This is a genomic window from Streptomyces filamentosus (assembly GCF_014654895.1).
Lineage (GTDB): Bacteria > Actinomycetota > Actinomycetes > Streptomycetales > Streptomycetaceae > Streptomyces > Streptomyces filamentosus.
Map to the genome: position 1 here is coordinate 125914 of NZ_BNBE01000001.1, position 18404 is coordinate 144317.

Here is an 18404-nt window from a genome sequence, read left to right on the forward strand (position 1 = left end):
CTTCCTCAAGCTCTGGCTGATCGAGCGTTACTCCTCGTAGGCCCATGCCCGGCCGGTCTGCCGGTACTCCTCGACAGGGATGGGGTCGACGCCGGCCCTCATGCGTGAGGTGTAGAGCAGGCCGTCCAGGTGGTCGATCTCGTGGTGGATCAGTCGGGCGAGCCCGCGTTCGTAGACCGTGGTCACTGTCTGGCCTTCGAGGGTGGTGGTCTCCACGGTGATCCGCAGCGGTCGGGGGACGAGGCCGCGTACGTCGAAGTAGCTGAGGCAGCCCTCGTACTGCTCATCCTTGTCGATGGAACTGTCGGTGATGCGGGGGTTCAGCAGGACGATAGGCGGGGTCTCGAGGCCCGGGGGCTGAACCACGGCAGCGGCCCGGCCGATCGCGATCTGAGGCGCCGCGAGCCCCATGCCCTTCGCGAACGGGTGCACCTGCCCGATCCGCTCCATGGCGGAGAACAACCGCTCGACGGCTTGCTCAGCTACCTGGCGCTCGGCCGGCAGATCGAAGGCGCGGGCCGGTTCGGCGAGGACGGGGGCTCCGCGCTGCACGACTCCGAGGTCGCGCATCTGCTCGCTGGGCCGCACCTGGGTCACCTGAACTCCCCTTGATTCATGTCACGTTCGGGACTCGCCCGGAATCTCCATTCGAGACGGTACCGGGCGTGGAGGGCAGGTGTGGACGTGCTCCAGGAGAAGATCCGCTTCCCGTTCTCCTCGTGCTGGACCGGTGCCGTCCTGAGCGGGGCGGCCTCGGCAGTCATGGAGGTCTCGGTGCCCCACACGGCGGGGTCGAGGTCGGCAGGGAAGGCGAGTTCGACCGCCAGGTGTTCGGTGGGCAGGCGGACGGCGCGCTGGAACCACCTTCCCCACTGTTCCTCCCCCACGGAGTAGGCGTACTCGATCCAGACCGACTCGCCCGGATAGAGGGGGAAGCGGCCCTCGCTATTCTCGAAGCGCAGCCACACTTCCTTGAAGGCGTCGCGGTCGTGCTTGGCCTGCCAGCGCATCTCTTCACCGCGGCAGGTCGCGGTCAGTGCGAGGTCGTCCCAGGTCAAAGGGTGGGCACGGTAGTGGGCGTTGGAGCGCTCGGGTTCGCCGGGGTAGCGGTCGACGCTGATGCGGATGAGATAGCGGGTGATCGGCTCGGTGCCGGTGTTCCGCAGCAGCCGACACATCGTGAGCCGGTAGAGGCGGCCGTCGTAGTCGAGGCGGGCTGCGTCGTGCTCGACGACGATCGCCGAGCCGGTCGCGTACGGCTGCTCCATCCTGCGGGGAGCCGGTACGGATGCGGACGGCGCGGTACGGGCCTTCGCCGCCTCGTAGTCGAGCCAGCACTTCCAGATGGCCTTGCCGGCGCCGAGGGTCTCCTCGGCGCGGCGGGCGAAGTCCTCGGTCGGCTTGTGCCGGCCCGACTCGATGTGGCTGACGTAGGACGGATCGAAGCCCATCCTCTTGGCTAACGCTCGCTTCGGAAGGCCCCGTACCTCGCGCCAGTGGGCGACCGTCGCCGCGAAGTCCTCGGCAGCTTGGTCGACCGTCTGGGCATCGTTCCGCGCGTCCATCGAAGCCCCCGCCTGGATGCTGGATGAGATGAGTGAACCGTGCGTGATCTCGATTCATCATTCTGTCACGGTCCCGTTCATCGGTTTCCTTCCTTCACCGGCCCAGGTCGACCCCCGGGCCCCGACGAGGAAGGCGGCAGCGATGCGCTTGCTGTATCTACTCAATGTCTCCAACGCCAGCCAGTTGGCCGCCGATTCGGGTTTCACCTTCGCCAACCTGCTCGCCCCGGCCCTGACAGACGCCGGGGTCGAGGTGACCGTGGCCTCGCCGGTTGCGGTCGGCGACGCCCGGGTCGCCTTCGAGCCCACCGTCTCGCCGTCCACGAAGTACCGGGCCCGCTTCGACCCCGGCATGGGCGCCCTGGTCGCCCTGTTCCGTGAGCGGCGGCCCGAGGTGGTGGTGGCCAACCAGGTCGAGGCCGCCCCGGCGATCCGGGCCGCGCTCCTGGAGGCCGGGGTGGACGCGACGGTCGTCGGGTACTGCCACTACCTGCCGTTCTCCTTCACCGACACCGGCGTCCTGGAGCTGGACCCGGCGATGGACGACCGGGGCCTGGGCCGCAGCGTGCTGCTGGCCTTCGCCGCCGGCCTCGCGGCCTGCGACCGCGTCCTGGTCCACTCCTCCACCGCCGCCTCCTGGACCACCGCAGCCGCCGCCCGTACCAGCGTCGACCTCGGCGACAGGCTGCACATCGTCCCCGCCCCCAGGGACGTACGGCTGGTGCGCGACCCGGCCGGCATCACCCCGCCCGACGGCCGGGCCACCGGTCTCTACAACCACCGCCTCTACGCCCACTACGGCACGGCCCGCTTCACCGAGCTGGCCCGCCGTCTCGTCGCCGGCGGCGCGGTGCGGCTGACGGTGATGGACCTGTTCGGCACCCGAAGCCCCGAGCGGATCCGTCTCGACCCCAGCCCCGAGCGGCACCTGGAGGAGCTGGCGACCACGGACGGCGTCACGATCGCCTCCGACCGCGGCGACCGGGTGCGCTACCGCAACATCCTGGCCGGTGCCCACTTCGGCATCGCGCCGTTTCGCCCCGGCTGCCCCTGGTCGATGTCGGTGATCGACTGCCAGGCCATGGGCCTGCCCGTGATCGCCCCGCGTACCGGCTGGCTGGCCGAGCACATCGACGACGAGCTGCTGTTCGACACCGCCGAGCAGGCCGCCCAGGTCGCCGAGCGTCTCGCCACGGACCCGGAGTTCTACCTGCTGCACGCCAAGCGCGCGTACGCCTCCACCGCCGACCTCACCCCGGCTGCCGTGGCCGCCCGCTACCTGGAGGCGATCCGATGACCGGCTTCGACGCGGTCCTGCTCTCCTACGACGAGCCGCAGGCCGACCTCCTGCACACCCGCCTCGGCCACGTCCTGGGCAGTGCGGTCAAGCGCCTGCACGGCGTGCGCGGGATGCGGCGGGCCTACCGGCTCACCGCCGAACTCGTCGACACCGAGCAGTTCTTCCTCGCCGACGGCGACTTCGCCATCGACGAGGACTTCTGCGCCGGCGAGGTGGAACCGCTGGCCGACGGGGTGGCGATGCGGGTCTGGCAGGCCGCCAACCCGGTCAACGGCCTGGTCTACGGCTATGGCGGGCTCAAACTGATCCACCGAACGGCGCTGCGGGAGATGGGCCAGGCCGTCGACGTGCTGGCCGCCCTGCCCGGCCGGGTCGAGTTCTGCCGCCAGACCGCCGGGGTCACGCGGTTCAACCAGTCGCCGTTCCACGCGTGGAAGGCGGGCTTCCGTGAGTGCGCGATGCTCGCCCGCGGCAGCGAGTACGGCATGACCGACGCCTCCGCCCAGGAACGGATCGACGCCTGGAAGGCCAGCAACAGCGGCGACTTCGCCGCCTACGCGGCGGCCGGCGCCCTCGACGGGCTCGACTTCGCCCAAGCCGTCGGCCGCGACCCCGAGCGCTTCGAGGCGATCAACGACCCGGCCTGGCTGCAGCAGCACTTCGCCGTACTGCGCGACGAGCCGGCGGTCGCCGGATGAGCACCGCGCCGGAGCCGCTGGTGCTGATCGAGCCGTACGCACACCGGGGCGGCGGGCACCACCAGCACACGCTGACCGCGCTCGCCGCCACCGGGGCGAGTCTGGTCGTCGCCCCGGCCAGCCCGAGCCAGGGACTGGGTCCGCTGGCCCGCTCCGATGCTCGCATCGCGGCCGGCCCGGACGGGGCAGTGGCGCGGTTCCTGCTGGCCGCCGCGTGGGGAGCCGAGCGCGTATCGGCGGCCGGACGGCGGGCTTTCGCTTCCCGGCGCTGGCCTCGTCCGGTGCGCCGGTTGCCGCACCAGGTCACCCTCCTGGCCCGGTGTCTGGCCGAGGCAGCCTGCCTGCGGACAGCGCGCCGCCTCGCCCCGCAGGCGTCGGCGGTGGTGATCCTCAGCGCGAGCGAGGCCCTGCACGGCCTGGCCGCCCTGCTCGGCGGAGCCCCGCACCTGCGGTTCGTCCACGAGCTGGTCACCACCGAGGACCTCCTTGTCCGCTGGCTGGGGCGGCTTACCCGCAGGGGCGAGAAGCGGGTGGTCGCGCTGCACCCGACCCCGGCCGTCCGCGACCAGATCGCTGCCGCCTTCCCGACCCTTCCCGGCGAGGTGCGCGCGTTCGCGGTCGACGACGGGCGGCGGCTGACCGAGGCCGAGCGCGACGGCGGCCGGACCGCCTTCGCCATCCCCGACGACGCGACGGCGGTGTGCCTGGTTGGCGGCTGGTGGCCGTACAAGGACATCGCCACCGTCGACGCCGCACTCGCCCGCCTCACCGCCCCGCTGCACGTCCTGGTGTGCGGCACCCCGCTGGACGACTCCGTCCTCGCCCGCTGGCACCGGCTGCCCCACGTCCGCCTCCACACCATGCCCGGACCGGTCGCCCACGAGATCCTGCGGCTCGTCTACGGCGCCGCCGACGCGGCCCTCGTCGCCCGCCACCCGGGCGTGGGCAAGGAGTCCGGGCTCGTTATGGACGCCGCCCGCCTCGGTGTTCCGCTCCTCGTCTCCGAGCACGACCCCGACCTGACCGCCCGGCTCGTCGGCCAGCCGTGGGTCCGGTCCTTCCCGGCCGGCGACGCCGGCGCGCTCGCCGAGGTGCTGGACCAGCTCTCCGCCGAGGTGCCCGCCCGGCCGGGGTCGTCGGCACGGGCGGTGCTGGACCTGTACCCGGCAGCCGAGCAGGCCGCCTTCCTCACCACCACCTACACCCGCCTGGTTAAGGAGTGCCGCTGATGACGTTCATCCCTCCCACCCTGATCGCGGTCGTCGGCCCCGTCGAGCCCGCGCTGCTGGCCGCCTGGACCACCCATTACCGCCGACTCGGCATCGAGCGGTTCCTCCTCGCCTTCCACTTCCCCGACCACATCCCCGACGCCCAGCGCCACGAGCTCCTCGCCGCCACGCACGCTCTCGGCATCGTCCCCACCCAGGTCAGCACCGGCCCGTGGCACGAGCACACCAACACCGAGCTGCGCGACGGGTTGCGCGAGAAGGCCGGGCCCGGCTGGCACCTGATCGCCGACACCGACGAGTTCCAGACCTACCCCGCCCCGCTGGCCGACGTGATCGACCGGGCCATGGGCACCGCGAGGAGAGTGGTGGGCGGGCTGATGCTCGACCGCGTCTCGGCCGACGGCAGCCTCGCCCCCTGGCGCCCCGGCCCCGGACTGGAGCGGGCCTTCCCGCTCGGCGGACACCTCACCCACCGGCTCCTCAAGGGCGACCCCCGCAAGATCGTCCTCGCCCACTCCTCGGCCGACGTGGCCTCCGGCAACCACCGAGCCTCCGGCCACAAGCCCGACCTGGACACGCTCGCGTGCGTGCACCATTTCAAGTGGCGCTCGGGCGTCCTGGACGACCTGCGCCGACGGGTCGAACGGTTCTCCTCCGGCGCGTGGGCCGAGCACACCCCGGCCGTCCGCAGCGAGGCGTCCCGCCTGCTGGAGCACGTCGACCGGCACTCCGGCCGCATCGACGTCGCCGACCCCCGCCTCGCCTTCCGCCGCGTCACCCTCGACCGCCTCCCTGAGGGCTGGGCCGCCGAAGCGGCCACGATCACCACCACCTGGCGCCCGCCCACCTCTCAGAACCAGCCCGGCTCCACGATCTCCTCGCCCTCGCCCTGAGGCTCCTCGAACCGCACGAAGAAGTCGTCCAGCGCCTCCGGCGTCACGACGAGCGCGTTCGCGTCCGCCCGCGAGTTGCGTTCCGCCAGCCGGCGCAGCAGCTCGTCCCGGGCCACGGGGAAGTACAGCAGCCGCCACCGGCCTCCGGCGGCCTCCACCAGCGTCTTCATCGCCTCGCGGTCCTTGCGCGGCCACAGTGCGTGGTCCCACACCACGTCCCGGCCCTCTGCGACCAGCTCGGCCAGCCGCTCGTGCAGCTCGGCGACGACCGGAGCCTCCTTCCCGAAGTAGGTGTTCTCCGGGTAGTCGACGCCGTACCGGCCGTGCCGCTCGAAGACCACCTCGTCCACCGACAGCCGCACCGCCCCCCGAGGCTCCAGCACCCGCTGGGCATAGGTCGTCTTCCCCGAGCCGGTGAGCCCCACCAGCAGGAAGACCGTCGGAGCGCCGCTCTCGACCACCATCAACTCCCCTCGCCTCCGCCGTCGTTCCCGGCAGTCTGCCACCGTCGGCCGGGCCGGATTCCCGTTCCCGGCCGCCGCCACCCGAAGGAGCAGCCCGTGCCCGCCTCCGCCCTTGCCCGCGCGCTACGCGCCTACGTCCGCTACTCCCCCGGCACCCTCGGCAAGGCCCAGATCATCGACCGCTTCCTCGACGAGCACCTGCGCACCCACCCCGTCCACACCGCCGTCCGGCTGCGCTCCGGCGACACGGTTCCCGTCACCACCAGCGACGTCATCCAGCGCTTCCAGTACCTGTTCGGCGAGTGGGAGCCGAACCTGTCGGCCTTCCTGCGCGACCGGCTCCGCCCCGGGGACACCTTCATCGACGTCGGCGCCCACCGCGGCGTCTTCAGCCTCTTGGCCTCCCACGCTGTCGGACCTCACGGCCACGTCGTCGCCATCGAGCCCCATCCCGGCTTCCACGGCGACCTGGTCTCCGCAGCCGCCGCCAACCGCCGCACCAACATCCGCACCGTCCGCTCCGCTGTCTCCGACTCCACCGGAACCCTGACCCTGTACGTGGAGGACCCCTCCAACCTCGGCCACACCACCGCCGTCCGCCCCCAGCACGTCCACGCGACCGTCGAGGTCCCCACCACCCCCCTCGCCAACCTGATCAGCCGGGCCGACCTTGCCACCACCCGCGTCATCAAGATCGACGTCGAAGGCGCCGAAGCCGCCGCGATCCGCGGACTCCTCCCCGCGCTCCCGTACCTGCGTGCCGACGCCGAGCTCGTCATCGAGGTCACCCCCCGGCTCCTGGCCAAACAGGGCGAGAGCGCCGCCGCCGTCATCGCCGCCCTACACGACCACGGGTTCCACCCGTACACGCTCACCAACAGCTACGACCCGGCCACCTACCCCCGGACCATGCGCCGGCCCCAGACGCCCGTCCGGTGCGCCACGCCCCCGAAGGCGATGACCGACCTGGTCTTCTCCCGCACCGACACCGACCGTCTCATGCTCGGGTGCTGAACCGCATCCACACCATCCGGACGATGAGGAGGGCACCATGCCGAATGAGATGACCAGCCGGAACATGGTCAGCGTGATCGTCCACGACAAGGCCAGCGACACGGTCGCCGCTGTGCTCTACGGCGTACGCAATTGGATCCCGCAGCCGGCCTGAACTCTTCCTGGTGGCAAGGCGGAGTCCGGCGAAGCGCTCGACGAAGCCGCCGTCCGCGAACTCGCCGAGGAGACCGGGCTGCTCACCGACCCGACCGATCTGGCACTCGTCCACGTCACCCACGTAGATCAGGGCTTCGACCAGCTCGGTCCGTTCGTCCTCTTCGTTTTCGCCACCAGTACATGGACCGGAGAACTGACCAACCGCGAGCCGGACAAGCACGTGAGGACCTGCTGGGTCCCTGCCGACCTCCTTCCCTCGCCCGCATTCCCGACCTCCACACAGGCATTGGCTGCGTGGAGGACGGGCGGCCCCGTCTTCTCCCGCTATGGAGGGCCAGGGCGTGGAGGAGTCGACGGGACGCCGGCCCAAATTGTCAACGGTGCGGGCAATCTGCCGCGTCTCCGTACGACGCCGGCACATGAGCAGACGTAGCGGGCGCCCCTCGTACTCCTGCCCCCAGGAGTCGGAGGTCTCCCCCCTTCACCGAGCGCCTGGGCTCGTTTGGTCTGGCACGAGGGCACGGCAGGCCTCTCAAGCGGAGCGGTCGCCGACTCGAGTGAATCGTCAGCGAAGGTCTGAGACAGCTTCCAGCGCGGCGTGCCAAGGGTACGTGGTCGGGTCGCCCTTGCCTGGCTCGTTCGGCACGAAACCGCCCTCGCCGTACACCACGCGAACGCCAGTGGTGCGAAGCGCCTCAATCGACCGCTCGAATTGAGGGTGGGCGACGTATGCACTGTTGACGCACGGCATCATCGCGATCGGGATGCCTTTGCCGATGCCTTCGGCGACCACCCCGACGAGCCATTTGTCCGTGAGGCCGAGCGCCCAGGCGTTCACCGTGTTGAAAGTGGTCGGTGCGACGAGGATGGCGTCCGGCTTCGGCCACACGTCCGGCTGGCCGGGAAGCCGGTAGTCCCATCTGACTGGTCGACCCGTCAGCGCGGCGAGGCCGTCAAGGGATTCGTGGAGCCAGCGGGCCGCCGTCGGAGTGAGTCCCAGGCATACGTCCCATCCATCGGCCTGTGCCTCCTCGATGACCCGGGCTATGTCGAAGACTGGAGGCGCCGCGCTGCTGAACAGGTACAAGGTCCGCGTACTCATGGACCTATCCGACCACACGGCGGCGCCCCCGACTCAACGAGTCGGAGGTGAAGCCATCTCGCGCGGCTCTGGGCGCGAGTAGCGTTCCGGATGACGAGTCAGGAACGGAGTACCAGTATGCCGACACCGGACGACGACCACACCGGAAGGCGCATCAAGGAGCAGCGCCGGCTAGCGAGATTGACTCAGCGCGAACTCGCCGACCGCATCCCGTACTCGTACAGCTGGCTGACCCAGGTTGAATGCGGTGCTAGACCGGCATCCGTGGACTTCACCGCCGCCGTGGCACGAGCACTGAGAATCGACGTCACTGTGCTGACAGGACAGCCCTACGTGGTCCAGCTGCAGGAGGACCGTCTCGCGGAACTCATCCGCCCGATCCGGGAGTCCCTCGACCTGTACGACCTGGGTGATGACCCGGGGGTCATCACCCGCCCCGCCGTTGAACTGACCGCTGCGACCGAGGAACTGTGCGCGCACGTCAGGGCCACCCACCTCCATGCTGCTGCGGCTGCCCTCCCGGACGTCATCACCGAACTGACCGCCCTCTGCTGGCGCACACCGACGACCGAGCTGTGGAGAGCGCTCGCCTCGGCCTACCGCACCGCGCACGACGTCACGGTCAAACTCGGGTACTTCGACCTGGCCAGCGTCGCCCTCGACCGTCTGGGGTGGGCATCGGAGCGGGCCTCCGACCCCTGCCTCGCCGCCGTACGGCAGTACTTCCGCGGCCTGGTGTACTTCCGCGAGGGCGAGTACACCATCGGTCTGCGTCTCATCCGCTCCGGCCACGCCTTCCTCGACCCTTCCGTCGAGTCCCGCGAAGCCCTCACGGTGGCCGGCCAGCTCCACCTGGGCGGCTCCGTCCTCGCCGCCCGAGCGGAGGACGAGAGCACCGCTGCCACTCACATCGCGAGCGCCCGCGAATACGCGGGACGGGTCGGCGACGCCAGCAAGGTTCACTGGCTCAACTTCGGCCCGGTCAACGTCGACCTCCACGAGATGAGCGTCGCAATGGAGATGCGGGATTACGACGAAGCGCTGAGGCAGGCGAAGGCGATCAAGCTGCCGGCCGGCATCGCGACCTCCCGCCGCGCGCACTACTTCATCGACCGAGCCCGCGTGGAGATGGAACTCGGGCGCAGCGAGGCTTCATTGAGGTCCCTGTGGGCCGCACGACGGGCAGCACCGGAGCAGACCCGTTACCACCCCGGGGCCAGAGAAACGGTCCGCGGCCTCATCCACATGTCCCGTCGGACACCGGAATCCCTGGGCAGCATGGCAGCGTGGGTCGGCATGTAACGAGGTCAGACTCTCTCCGAAGTGAAAGAGTTTCGCACCCCCGAGCTCGCCACGATGGTCCCGGCACTGTTCAACGACCAGGTCGGGGGCGCTCCATGGCGAGCCGCGAGGGTGCGGAGTTCCGCAACTACAGCCCCGGTCCTGCTGCTGGAAACGGCAGCCGGACCGGGATGGACCAAGGCAACCGACCGGTTGTCGCCGCCTTCGCGTTGCCGCCGCTGGAATTGTCCCCGGGAGTGCTCGTGCACTCCCGGGAGAACCGGGAGGCGGCCGTCGAGACCTGGCTCCTTCTGGCCTCACCCGACGCGCAGAAGGCCCAGCGCGAGTGGAGGAGGGACGGGCTCACGCTCCTACGGTGCGGCGGCCTGTTCTCCGCCGTACGCATCCCCGCCGCGATCATCCACGCCGCGGCTGGCACCGAGGACCCTCGCGAGCTGACGGACGTCCTCGGCGACGCCCTGGACGGACCGGTCTTCTACGACCGCAGCGGGCGACAGTTCTACGCCCTCACCCCGCACAGCACCGCCCGGCTCTGGAGAGTGCCGGACATCGAGTGCCTTGGGTCGGACTTCTTCCTCGGAGTCCCGGCGACCAGCGTGACGGAACCCGATCCGCGCTACCGGGCGTGGTGGGTCGTACCGATGGATGGCCCGGCTGTGCTGTGCGTCCCGGACGCCGTCGTCTGCTTCGTCCAGCGAGGCCGAAGTCTGGTTGCCGCGGCGAAGGATCAGGAGACCCGAAATGCATGAGTTCAAGACCCCGGCCAGACGAAGGTGCTCCGATGGCTGACCTCGCTACACGCTATCCCCCGCCGGGGCCGGAGTTCATGGACCGCGTTTCCGTCGCCGCCTGGGTGGAGCGCGGACCCATCGTCTCCGTGCCTCGCGTGCTACTCACCCCGGCCCGGCCGCGGCCGACCGAGAGCGTGGAGGCATACCGGCCGGGCCTGCTGGGCATTGCCCAGGGCCTTGGCCTGGGGCAAGCCACCGACCCGTACCGGCTCCGCTTCGGTCTGCTTCTGGTTCAGGGCATCGCGACTCTCGACTACGGACACCCCTCCACCACACTGAACGTGCCCTACCCGGAGACCTGGTACCACCTGGCTCAAGCGAGCGGCTACGCCCACGTGACGGTCGGGCTCGCACTGCGCGAGCTCGGTGGGGGCTTGGAAGCGGTGCACGACTACCTGGCCACCGAAGGCCGGGCCGGGCGTCTGTGGAGCGGCCAGGCCGCCTGGCAGCGCTCGATTCCGGCGACCTGGCTCCGAGCCCGTTAGAGGTTCTGTGTGTACCCCATCACGGCTCGCCCCGGGCAGGCGCCCAGGGCTTCCCAGGAGGGGCGGCGCGACAACCGATACCGCTCGGATCGCACCCCGGTCACCAGAGCCCCGTGCACGGCAGACGGCCGTCGGCCCCACCCTCTCGAACCGCCCTCCGTGGCACGTCGCAGCCCCCGGCGGAGGGCCCTCAACCGATGGATTCGAACCGATGAGTCTCGACACACTGCCTGTCCACCGAGGACTCCACGTCCCGCGCGTCGCGCGGTGGTCGGCGGAGCAGGACATCCCCTTGGACGTTCTCGTCCGCGGCGGCCGCCTCACGTACGCGGATCCCGTCCGTCCGATCCGCCTCCGCACGGAGGCGGCCCAGGCCGGACTCGTCGGAGCGGAGGGCGGCCGGTGATCCCCAACGATCCACACCGGGCGGCCGCGGCGGCTGCACAGTGCCGGCGCGTCGTCGCCTACCTGGTCGTCTTGGGCGGACTCGTCTGCGCCCTCACCTACGGGATCATGCGGTGAGGCTCCCTGACGAGCCCGTGACCGGGCCCCGGCAGAAGTGGGTCACGGGCCAGTGCTGGCGGTGCGACGGCACAGGGCTGCAGGTGCTGTGGCTTGGGCCGGCCCTGAGCGAGGTTCACGGTTACGCCCCGCTCTACGCCTGTGAGCCGTGTACCCGCCGTCTGGAGGAGTTGATCAGCGCCTACAACGCACGCCGTGACATCACCTGACGCACCGCTTCGCGGACACTGTCCATCAAGGCCGACCATTGCGCCCGTTCAGGGGGCTTCCCTACCCCTACCGCGTCAAGCGCTCTCGCGCTGCAGGTGTTGCTCACCCTCCTCGGCGGGTGGCCCCACCTGGCGTGGCAGAGAGACGCCCTGTTTCATGCGAGGTTCCTTGCCGAAGAAGTCCTGATACTTCGCAGGGGTGCCGACTTCTCTGATGATCTTCTCGACCCAGGCCTGGGTGTAGAGGTAGGCGTTGAAAGCCTCGCTGTAGATGCAGTACCTCGCGTCGGTCTCATACGGCTTCGCGGAGTCCTTCGGGGGCCGGACGTGGAACCGCTGCCACATCTCCACATGCTCGCTGAAGGGACTGAACTCGAAGGGCAGGCGCTCCTCCACGGCACCACAGACCTGCTTCGCACGCAGCTTCGCCCTGTCTGCGACCTCCACCTGACGGTCTCTGATGATCACCGTGCCCTTACGCCCGGCCTGAACCATGACCCGACGCTCTTCCTCGGTCAGCTCGTCGAGCTTCACGAAGTCGATCGCCAGGTCGGCGTCCGTCTTCGATCCGACCATGGGGACGAGCCGAATGCGGTAGTCGTACTGGAGGCTCTCCAGAACGTCCGGATCGATGGCCGCCTCGAACTTCGCGACAAGGTCGCGGGTCGGCTGCGGGAGCTTCCTCGCCGCTGATTCCAGCTGCTCACGTCCTTCAGCCGTGAGCGCCTGGAGCGAGACCGGAAAGCGAAGGCGGTCCGCCAGGCTGTACTTGATGCCGAAGTGCCCCACCATCTCCTGCTCATAGTTCACGACGAGCGCTTGCGCCTTACCACCTGTGGCGATCTTGAGATTGTGCTCATATCGGTGCTCCACCTTGTTGCGAAGCGCAACAAAGAGCTCAGCGTTCAGACGTACCGGATCACCGGCGTTCGCGTAGCGCTCTCTCAAGCATCGTTCCAGATCCCAAGCTTTCGGCTCGCCGTCGATCATGACGTACCGACCAGTCTTCGGATCCCTGTACCGGTAGTCCACTCCGGCCTTGTGGAACTCTGCGTGAAGCAAGTAGTGCCACGCCTTGTGCATGTGAGTGAGGAAGTCGGAGTAGTTGCCCGTGGAGCAGTTCCACTCATCAACCGCTTTGAGGGCGTGGCGCTGCGACTCCATGAGCATGTGATGCCACCGAGCATGTGCCATAAGCGTATGTCCTTCTCGTCCTCCCGAAGGATCACATCCTCGATCTCCTGGGGGCAAGCAGTAATACTCACCTGTTGCGACTCACCCGCGGAGCACACTGGCCCCACTGAGTCGTCCGCAGGGGTAAAATACCTGCGCCTTCCGATTTCTGCTCGACTCGACGGGGAAACCGTTCACGCTGAACCTTTTCCAACCTCGAACCAGTCGTGTGCCGCGGTATGTCTCGGTGCGGAGGACTGCCCCCGGGCCGGGGGTACGTGACGCGCCGACTGGTCCGATCGCTGAAGTCGGCACCAGGAACGCCCAGCGTTCCGGGGCCAGGGCGAAGTGCTGCTCGACGCGGCAGGTTTCGGTTCCGTAGGTATCTCATGACAGCACCGACTTCGCGCTCTATGCCGTGAAGAAGTCTGCGAGTGCGCGTGCGACCGGGCCGGACGCGTTCTCCGTAGGGATGTGGCCTGCGTCCGGGATGCGTACGAGGGTGGTGTGCGGGATCTCCGAGGCAAACCGCTCGGCGTACTCCACCTTCTGGAACTCGTCGTCCGCGCCCCAGATCAGCAGTTTGGGTGTCTCGTTCTGCCGCATGGCAGGGAGGAGATCCCGGGTGTAGCGGTTGTCGGCAGCGCCCACCATGGCCATCCAGGAGCGGCGGACCCGCGCGTCGGTCCACGGGTCCAGGTAGTCCGTGATCAGCCGCTCCGTGGCGGCACCGGCCAGCGCTTGGGTCACGGCCTGGCGGCGGGCGGCGAGGACCTCGCCGGCGGTGGTCGCGGCGACGACCTCGGGGTCCCGGAAGCGGGCCACGCTCGACACCGGCCAGGAGTCGTAGCTGACCGAGTTGACCAGGGCAAGCTGGGACACCTCGAGGCGGGCGTGGACGAGGAGGTACTGGGCGACGGCGCCGCCGATGTCGTGACCGGCCACGGCGATCGGCCCGGAGAGGTCCAGCGCGGAGGCGAAGCGCGCCACCCAGTCCGCGAGGGCGGGGACCGTACCCGTCTCCAGGGTGAGTTCGCCTCCCGAGCGCCCGAATCCGGGGAAGTCGACCGCGACGGGGCGCAGTCCCGCCGCGACGAGGCGGTCCATCACCGGAAGCCAGACCCGGCTCCAGTAGGTGCCGTGGAGCAGGAGCACGGCCGGGCCGTCCTGTTCCACGGTCAGGTAACTGGTCGGCGCACCGCCAACCTGGGTCTCGGTCCGCAGCACTGTCGATTCGATGATCTCGTTCATGGGCCCACTGTGGCGGGGGCCGGTCTCCCAGCCGAGAGTCCGGAATGACATTCTCAAGTACTTTCTTGCCATGTCGCTTCATCGGGTGGTGGCCCTGCTCACTCCGCCACAGTCGCCCTTCGAGCTGGCCAGTGCGTTCGAGGTCTTCGGTATCGCCCCGCCGGACGCGCCGCCCCGCTACGACTTCCGGGTCTGCGCCGAGCAGACCGGGCTGCTGCCGACCGGCGCCGGCTACACGATGCTCGTCGAGGAGGGGCTGTCCGCCCTGCGGGAGGCGGACACCGTGGTCGTCCCCGGCCGGCAGCCGCCCGACGCGCCCGTGTCCCCGGACGTCGTCGAGGCGCTGCGGGACGCCCACCGGCGCAGGGCGAGGATCGTCGCGATCTGCACGGGGGCGTTCGTCCTCGCTCAGGCCGGACTGCTCGACGGCCGCCGCGCCACCACTCACTGGCGCAGCGCCGCCCGGTTCGCCGCTTCCTTTCCCGAGGTGCAGGTGGATCCGGACGTGCTCTTCGTGGACCACGGTGACGTGGCAACCAGTGCAGGGACCGGCGCCGGCATCGACCTATGCCTGCACCTGGTGCGTTCCGACCACGGAGCGGCGTACGCCGCCCAGATCGCCCGGCGCATGGTCCTGCCGCCGCACCGGGAGGGCAGCCAGCTCCAGTACGCCACGCAGCCCGTACCGGCCAGGGCGGACGAATCGTTGGCGCCCCTGCTGGAGTGGGCCACCTCCCGCCTCGACACCCAGCTGACCCTCGACCACCTCGCCGAACACGCCGGCCTGTCCAGCCGAACCCTCGCCCGGCGCTTCGCCGAACAACTCGGCACCAGCCCGGGACAGTGGCTGCTCGCCCAGCGCCTCGACGCGGCACGGATCCTGCTGGAACAGACCGACCTTCCAGTGGACGCCGTCGCCACCCGAGTCGGACTCGCCTCAGCGGTCAACCTGCGCCGCCGCTTCCGGACACATCTCGGCACCACACCCGGCGCCTACCGGCGAACCTTCAGCGAAACCTGATGGCACAGATGGGCGTTCATACACGCACTGGCAAACGATCTGAGCGCGGGCGCAACGAGAGCAGCCCTTTCTAATCCGACGGCGCTAGCCGCGTGTTGGACGGATCTACAGAACGACGAAGTCCCTGGTAGACGGGTTCTCGACCAAGATCGCCCATAGCCACCAGGAGCTTCGTATGCTTGTCTACCCGTCGTCGTTTGCCCCGTCCAGTCGCACCCTGCGGTACCTGACCAGACGGCTTGCGGCGCGGAGAGGGGAGGTCGGGACCCGGTGGCGGCGTCTGACCGCTGGCCGTCAGGCTCTCCTCGCCCTGGCCCATCTGCGGTGCGATGACACTGCGCCCAGCTCGCCACCGGGTTCGGTGTCGGCATCGCGACCGCATACCGCTACATACGCGAGGCCGTCGACGTGCTGACCGCGCTCGCGCCCACCCTGGCCGGGGCGATTCTCATCGCACGGACCAAGGCGTTCGTAATCCTGGACGGCACCCTGCTGCCGATCGACCGGATCGCCGCCGACACCCCGTACCACTCCGGCAAACACAAGCGCCACGGCATGAACGTCCAGGTCCTCCCCGATCCGTTCGGCCGCCTGCTGTGGACCTCGCCCGCGCTGCCCGGCTCCACCCACAACCTGACCGCAGCCCGCCCCCACGGCATCGTCGAAACACTCACCGACGAGGGCCTCAAGTACTGAGCCGACAAGACACACCAGGGCGCCGGCGGCAACATTCGGGTGCCCATCCGCAGTCGTGGCCTCAAGTGGTGGCAGCGCCGCCACAACAGCACACATGCCAAGATCCGGTGCCTCGGTGAGCAAGTCATGGCCACCCGGAAGGGTTGGCGACTCCTGCGGAAACTCCGGTGCAGCACCAACCGCATCACCGCGATCGTCCAGGCCGTCCTCGTCCTTCATCACGCGTCAGTGTGAGGTTGGAAAAGGCTCAGTGGTGGAGCGCGACTTCCTCACGGCAGCTCGAAGGGCAGCTCCATGCCGTCGAGCGCCGTGGAGCAGGCGCACTCCCTCTCGGGCTCCATGCTCCGGACGGTACGGAGGACGAGGTCCTTCAGCCGTCGGACGTTCGCCGAGAACGCCCTGAAGACCTCGTGCTGCGAGACGCCCTCCCCGCGCGCCACCCCGGCGTCGTAGTCGGTCACGAGAGCCACGGAGGTGTAGCAGAGCGCGAGTTCGCGTGCGAGCGCCGCCTCAGGATGCCCCGTCATGTTGACCAGCGACCATCCCGCGGAGGCGAACCACCGCGACTCCGCCCGAGTCGAGAAGCGAGGGCCTTCCACGACGACCATCACTCCGCCGTCGTGGACCTCCTCCCCGCTCTCACTCGCCGCCTTGAGGACGGCGGTCCGGCCCGTCTCGCAGTACGGGTCCGCGAAGGAGACGTGCACCGCGCCGTGGTCGTAGAACGTCTGCGCACGTCCCCTCGTGCGGTCCACCAGTTGGTCGGGGACGACCACGCTGCCGGGGCCGAGGTCGTCGCGGAGGGATCCGACGGCGCAGGGCGCGAGGATCCTCCGGACGCCCAGCGAGCGGAGGGCCCACAGGTTGGCGCGGTAGTTGATGCGGTGGGCCGGGAGGGCGTGAGTGGCGCCGTGCCGGGGGAGGAAGGCCACCGCACGGCCGTCCACGGTGCCGATGGTCACGGCGTCGGAGGGCGGGCCGTACGGGGTGGTCACCTCGACCCGGTGGGTCGGTTCCAGCAGTTCGTAGAAGCCGCTTCCGCCGATGATCGCGATGTCGGCCGTCGGGTTGCCGCCGGGTCGTTCATGCATGGTGTCGTGTCTCCGTGGGAGGGGTGGTCGGTTCGTCACAGGGCCGTGGGCGAGGGTGGGGACGTGCCGTATCGGGAACTGCGCCCTCAGCGCGTCGTCGTGTCCACCAGCCGGCGCAGACCGCCGCCGCCGCGATCCCGTAGGCGGTGGTGGCCGTCCCTTGCCCCGCCAGGGGCGTCGCGAGGTAGGCGGTGGCACCGGCGAGGGCCACGCCCAGCCACTCCCAGCGGCCGTCCAGGGCGACGAGCGCGACCAGGAGGAGGGCGTACCAGGAGTAGCCGGGGGTCAGCAGGAGGAAGGCGGTCCCTGTGGTCACCAGGGCACCGCTCCAGGGGCGTTCGGGATCTCCGCGCGACCAGACAGTGAGCGCCACCGCCACCATGACGAGGACGACGGCCGGCACGGCCCACGCGTCGGGCAGGACGAGTCGGAGCAGGGCGTACCGGCCGCTCGCGGCCGCCTCGTCGTATCCCTCCTCGCGTGCGTAGCCGCTCAGGTACCCGAAGACGGATTCCTGGGAGAGCAGGACGTACGGCAGGTACAGCGCTCCGACGGTGGCCACCGCGGGAAGCAGGACCGCCAGGACCGCGCGCGGCCGCTTCGCTCCGGACAGCGCTCCCGGCACGAGGAGGGCCGGCAGCATCTTCGCGGCGACCGCCAGGCCGAGCAACACCCCGCCGGCGACGCGGTGGCGTGCCACGACGGCCAGGGCGGCGACGGACAGGAGGACCGCCAGGATGTCGACGTGGGCGTTGTTGACCGCTTCGACGGGCACGGCCGGGCACCAGGCCCACAGGGCGACCCTGTGGGGATCGCCCCGGCGGCGGGTGATCACGACCAGCAGAGCCGTGACGGCCAGCGCGAGGAGGGCGGCGGCGGTCTGGAGTGTCTTGTGGCGGACGCCGTCCGGTGAGACGGCGTGGACCAGCAGAAACCATGCCTCGGCGGTCGGCGGGTAGATGGTGTGGACCGTGGGCCGGTTGATGCGGGTGCACAGGCCGTCGTCCAGTGGGGCGAGGTCGGGTTCGCTCCGCGCGCAAGCCGCGGCGTCGGGGAAGAGCCACACGTCACGGAGTTCGAGGAGTGCCGGGTCGTCCGGTGCGTGGTCGTACGGGGAGAATCCGGAGGCCTGCACTCGCCCGTCCCACGCGTACCGGTAGGAGTCGGTGCTCGTGGTCGGCGCCGCCGTCAGGCCGGTGGCCGTGACCGCGATGGCCCCGGTGACGAGGAGCGGGAGAACGCACCGGCCGGGGACCCGGCGCAGGGCGACGACGGCAGCCGCGAACAACACCCACGCCCCCGCGTATCCGGCCAGGAGACCGGCGCCGCGCGCGTTTCCGTGCAGAAGGGCGACGAGGAGGGCGGTCAGGGCCGTGAGCATGAGGGTGGCGACGACGACGGGGCGATTGCGGATCACCCACGCAGCGTGGCAGGGCCCCGGC

18 protein-coding genes and 2 pseudogenes are annotated in these 18404 nt (G+C 69.9%); 12 read left to right on the forward strand and 8 right to left on the reverse strand.

All coding sequences use genetic code 11. The features are described from left to right. Positions 1–27: 27 nt before the first annotated feature. Positions 28–597 carry a peptide deformylase gene (locus tag IE326_RS40465; RefSeq protein WP_229915147.1) on the reverse strand — a complete coding sequence of 190 codons (570 nt, stop codon included), beginning with the start codon at positions 595–597 and terminating at the stop codon, positions 28–30. Further along, the gene (locus IE326_RS40470; RefSeq protein ID WP_229915148.1) at positions 594–1565 is read right to left on the reverse strand and encodes a helix-turn-helix domain-containing protein; all 972 of its coding nucleotides are present in this window, start codon (positions 1563–1565) and stop codon (positions 594–596) included. Before IE326_RS40470 ends, IE326_RS40465 begins: the two co-directional genes overlap by 4 nt. A gap of 142 nt (positions 1566–1707) precedes the next feature. On the opposite strand from IE326_RS40470, the gene IE326_RS00700 reads away from it, so the two are divergent. From IE326_RS00700 to IE326_RS00715, 4 genes are read left to right on the forward strand one after another with little or no spacing between them, the layout of a single operon-like run. Then, on the forward strand, positions 1708–2862 hold the full coding sequence (locus IE326_RS00700) for a glycosyltransferase family protein (RefSeq protein ID WP_190040496.1): 1155 nt from the start codon (positions 1708–1710) through the stop codon (positions 2860–2862). Further along, positions 2859–3563 (forward strand): hypothetical protein, encoded by a 705-nt coding sequence (locus IE326_RS00705; protein WP_190040497.1) that lies wholly within the window; start codon positions 2859–2861, stop codon positions 3561–3563. The genes IE326_RS00700 and IE326_RS00705 overlap by 4 nt, the downstream gene beginning before the upstream one ends. Beyond that, positions 3560–4792 carry a glycosyltransferase family protein gene (locus IE326_RS00710; protein WP_190040498.1) on the forward strand — a complete coding sequence of 411 codons (1233 nt, stop codon included), beginning with the start codon at positions 3560–3562 and terminating at the stop codon, positions 4790–4792. The genes IE326_RS00705 and IE326_RS00710 overlap by 4 nt, the downstream gene beginning before the upstream one ends. Then, on the forward strand, positions 4792–5685 hold the full coding sequence (locus tag IE326_RS00715; RefSeq protein ID WP_190040499.1) for a glycosyltransferase family protein: 894 nt from the start codon (positions 4792–4794) through the stop codon (positions 5683–5685). The genes IE326_RS00710 and IE326_RS00715 overlap by 1 nt, the downstream gene beginning before the upstream one ends. Here the strand turns inward: IE326_RS00715 and IE326_RS00720 are convergent. After that, positions 5643–6149, reverse strand: a complete 507-nt coding sequence (locus tag IE326_RS00720) for a P-loop nucleotide/nucleoside kinase family protein (protein ID WP_190040500.1) — start codon at positions 6147–6149, stop codon at positions 5643–5645. The genes IE326_RS00715 and IE326_RS00720 overlap by 43 nt on opposite strands. Positions 6150–6245: 96 nt before the next feature. Here IE326_RS00720 and IE326_RS00725 point away from each other — a divergent pair, with 96 nt between their 5' ends. Next, positions 6246–7163, forward strand: coding sequence for an FkbM family methyltransferase (locus IE326_RS00725; RefSeq protein ID WP_190040501.1), 918 nt, complete (start codon positions 6246–6248; stop codon positions 7161–7163). Positions 7164–7332: 169 nt separating this feature from the next. Then, a pseudogene (locus IE326_RS00730) lies at positions 7333–7752 on the forward strand (NUDIX domain-containing protein); the annotation flags it as partial. A gap of 132 nt (positions 7753–7884) precedes the next feature. Here the strand turns inward: IE326_RS00730 and IE326_RS00735 are convergent. After that, the gene (locus IE326_RS00735) at positions 7885–8421 is read right to left on the reverse strand and encodes a flavoprotein (RefSeq protein ID WP_190040502.1); all 537 of its coding nucleotides are present in this window, start codon (positions 8419–8421) and stop codon (positions 7885–7887) included. A 117-nt stretch (positions 8422–8538) separates the two neighbouring features. Between IE326_RS00735 and IE326_RS00740 the strand changes: the two genes are divergently transcribed. From IE326_RS00740 to IE326_RS00755, 4 genes are all read left to right on the forward strand, one after another. Further along, the gene (locus IE326_RS00740) at positions 8539–9723 is read left to right on the forward strand and encodes a helix-turn-helix domain-containing protein (RefSeq protein WP_190040503.1); all 1185 of its coding nucleotides are present in this window, start codon (positions 8539–8541) and stop codon (positions 9721–9723) included. Between the two features lie 242 nt (positions 9724–9965). After that, a complete protein-coding gene (locus IE326_RS00745) occupies positions 9966–10472 on the forward strand; it encodes a hypothetical protein (RefSeq protein WP_190040504.1) in 507 nt (168 codons plus the stop codon). A 32-nt stretch (positions 10473–10504) separates the two neighbouring features. Next, positions 10505–10999, forward strand: coding sequence for a hypothetical protein (locus tag IE326_RS00750; RefSeq protein ID WP_190040505.1), 495 nt, complete (start codon positions 10505–10507; stop codon positions 10997–10999). Positions 11000–11210: 211 nt separating this feature from the next. Beyond that, positions 11211–11405: a hypothetical protein gene (locus IE326_RS00755; protein WP_190040506.1), complete on the forward strand. Its 195-nt coding sequence runs from the start codon at positions 11211–11213 to the stop codon at positions 11403–11405. Positions 11406–11805: 400 nt separating this feature from the next. On the opposite strand, the gene IE326_RS00760 is transcribed toward IE326_RS00755, so the two are convergent. Further along, positions 11806–12894, reverse strand: coding sequence for a DUF3644 domain-containing protein (locus IE326_RS00760; RefSeq protein ID WP_229915149.1), 1089 nt, complete (start codon positions 12892–12894; stop codon positions 11806–11808). A gap of 420 nt (positions 12895–13314) precedes the next feature. Next, entirely contained in the window at positions 13315–14154 is an 840-nt protein-coding gene (locus tag IE326_RS00765; RefSeq protein WP_190040508.1) for an alpha/beta fold hydrolase, read from the reverse strand. Between the two features lie 70 nt (positions 14155–14224). On the opposite strand from IE326_RS00765, the gene IE326_RS00770 reads away from it, so the two are divergent. Continuing rightward, on the forward strand, positions 14225–15175 hold the full coding sequence (locus tag IE326_RS00770; protein ID WP_190040509.1) for a GlxA family transcriptional regulator: 951 nt from the start codon (positions 14225–14227) through the stop codon (positions 15173–15175). A gap of 175 nt (positions 15176–15350) precedes the next feature. After that, positions 15351–16105, forward strand: a pseudogene (locus tag IE326_RS00775) (transposase family protein). 35 nt (positions 16106–16140) lie between these two features. On the opposite strand, the gene IE326_RS00780 reads toward IE326_RS00775, so the two are convergent. Beyond that, positions 16141–16962 carry an S-methyl-5'-thioadenosine phosphorylase gene (locus tag IE326_RS00780; protein WP_150235202.1) on the reverse strand — a complete coding sequence of 274 codons (822 nt, stop codon included), beginning with the start codon at positions 16960–16962 and terminating at the stop codon, positions 16141–16143. Continuing rightward, on the reverse strand, positions 16955–18379 hold the full coding sequence (locus IE326_RS00785) for a glycosyltransferase 87 family protein (RefSeq protein ID WP_308440295.1): 1425 nt from the start codon (positions 18377–18379) through the stop codon (positions 16955–16957). Before IE326_RS00785 ends, IE326_RS00780 begins: the two co-directional genes overlap by 8 nt. Between the last annotated feature and the right edge of the window lie 25 nt (positions 18380–18404).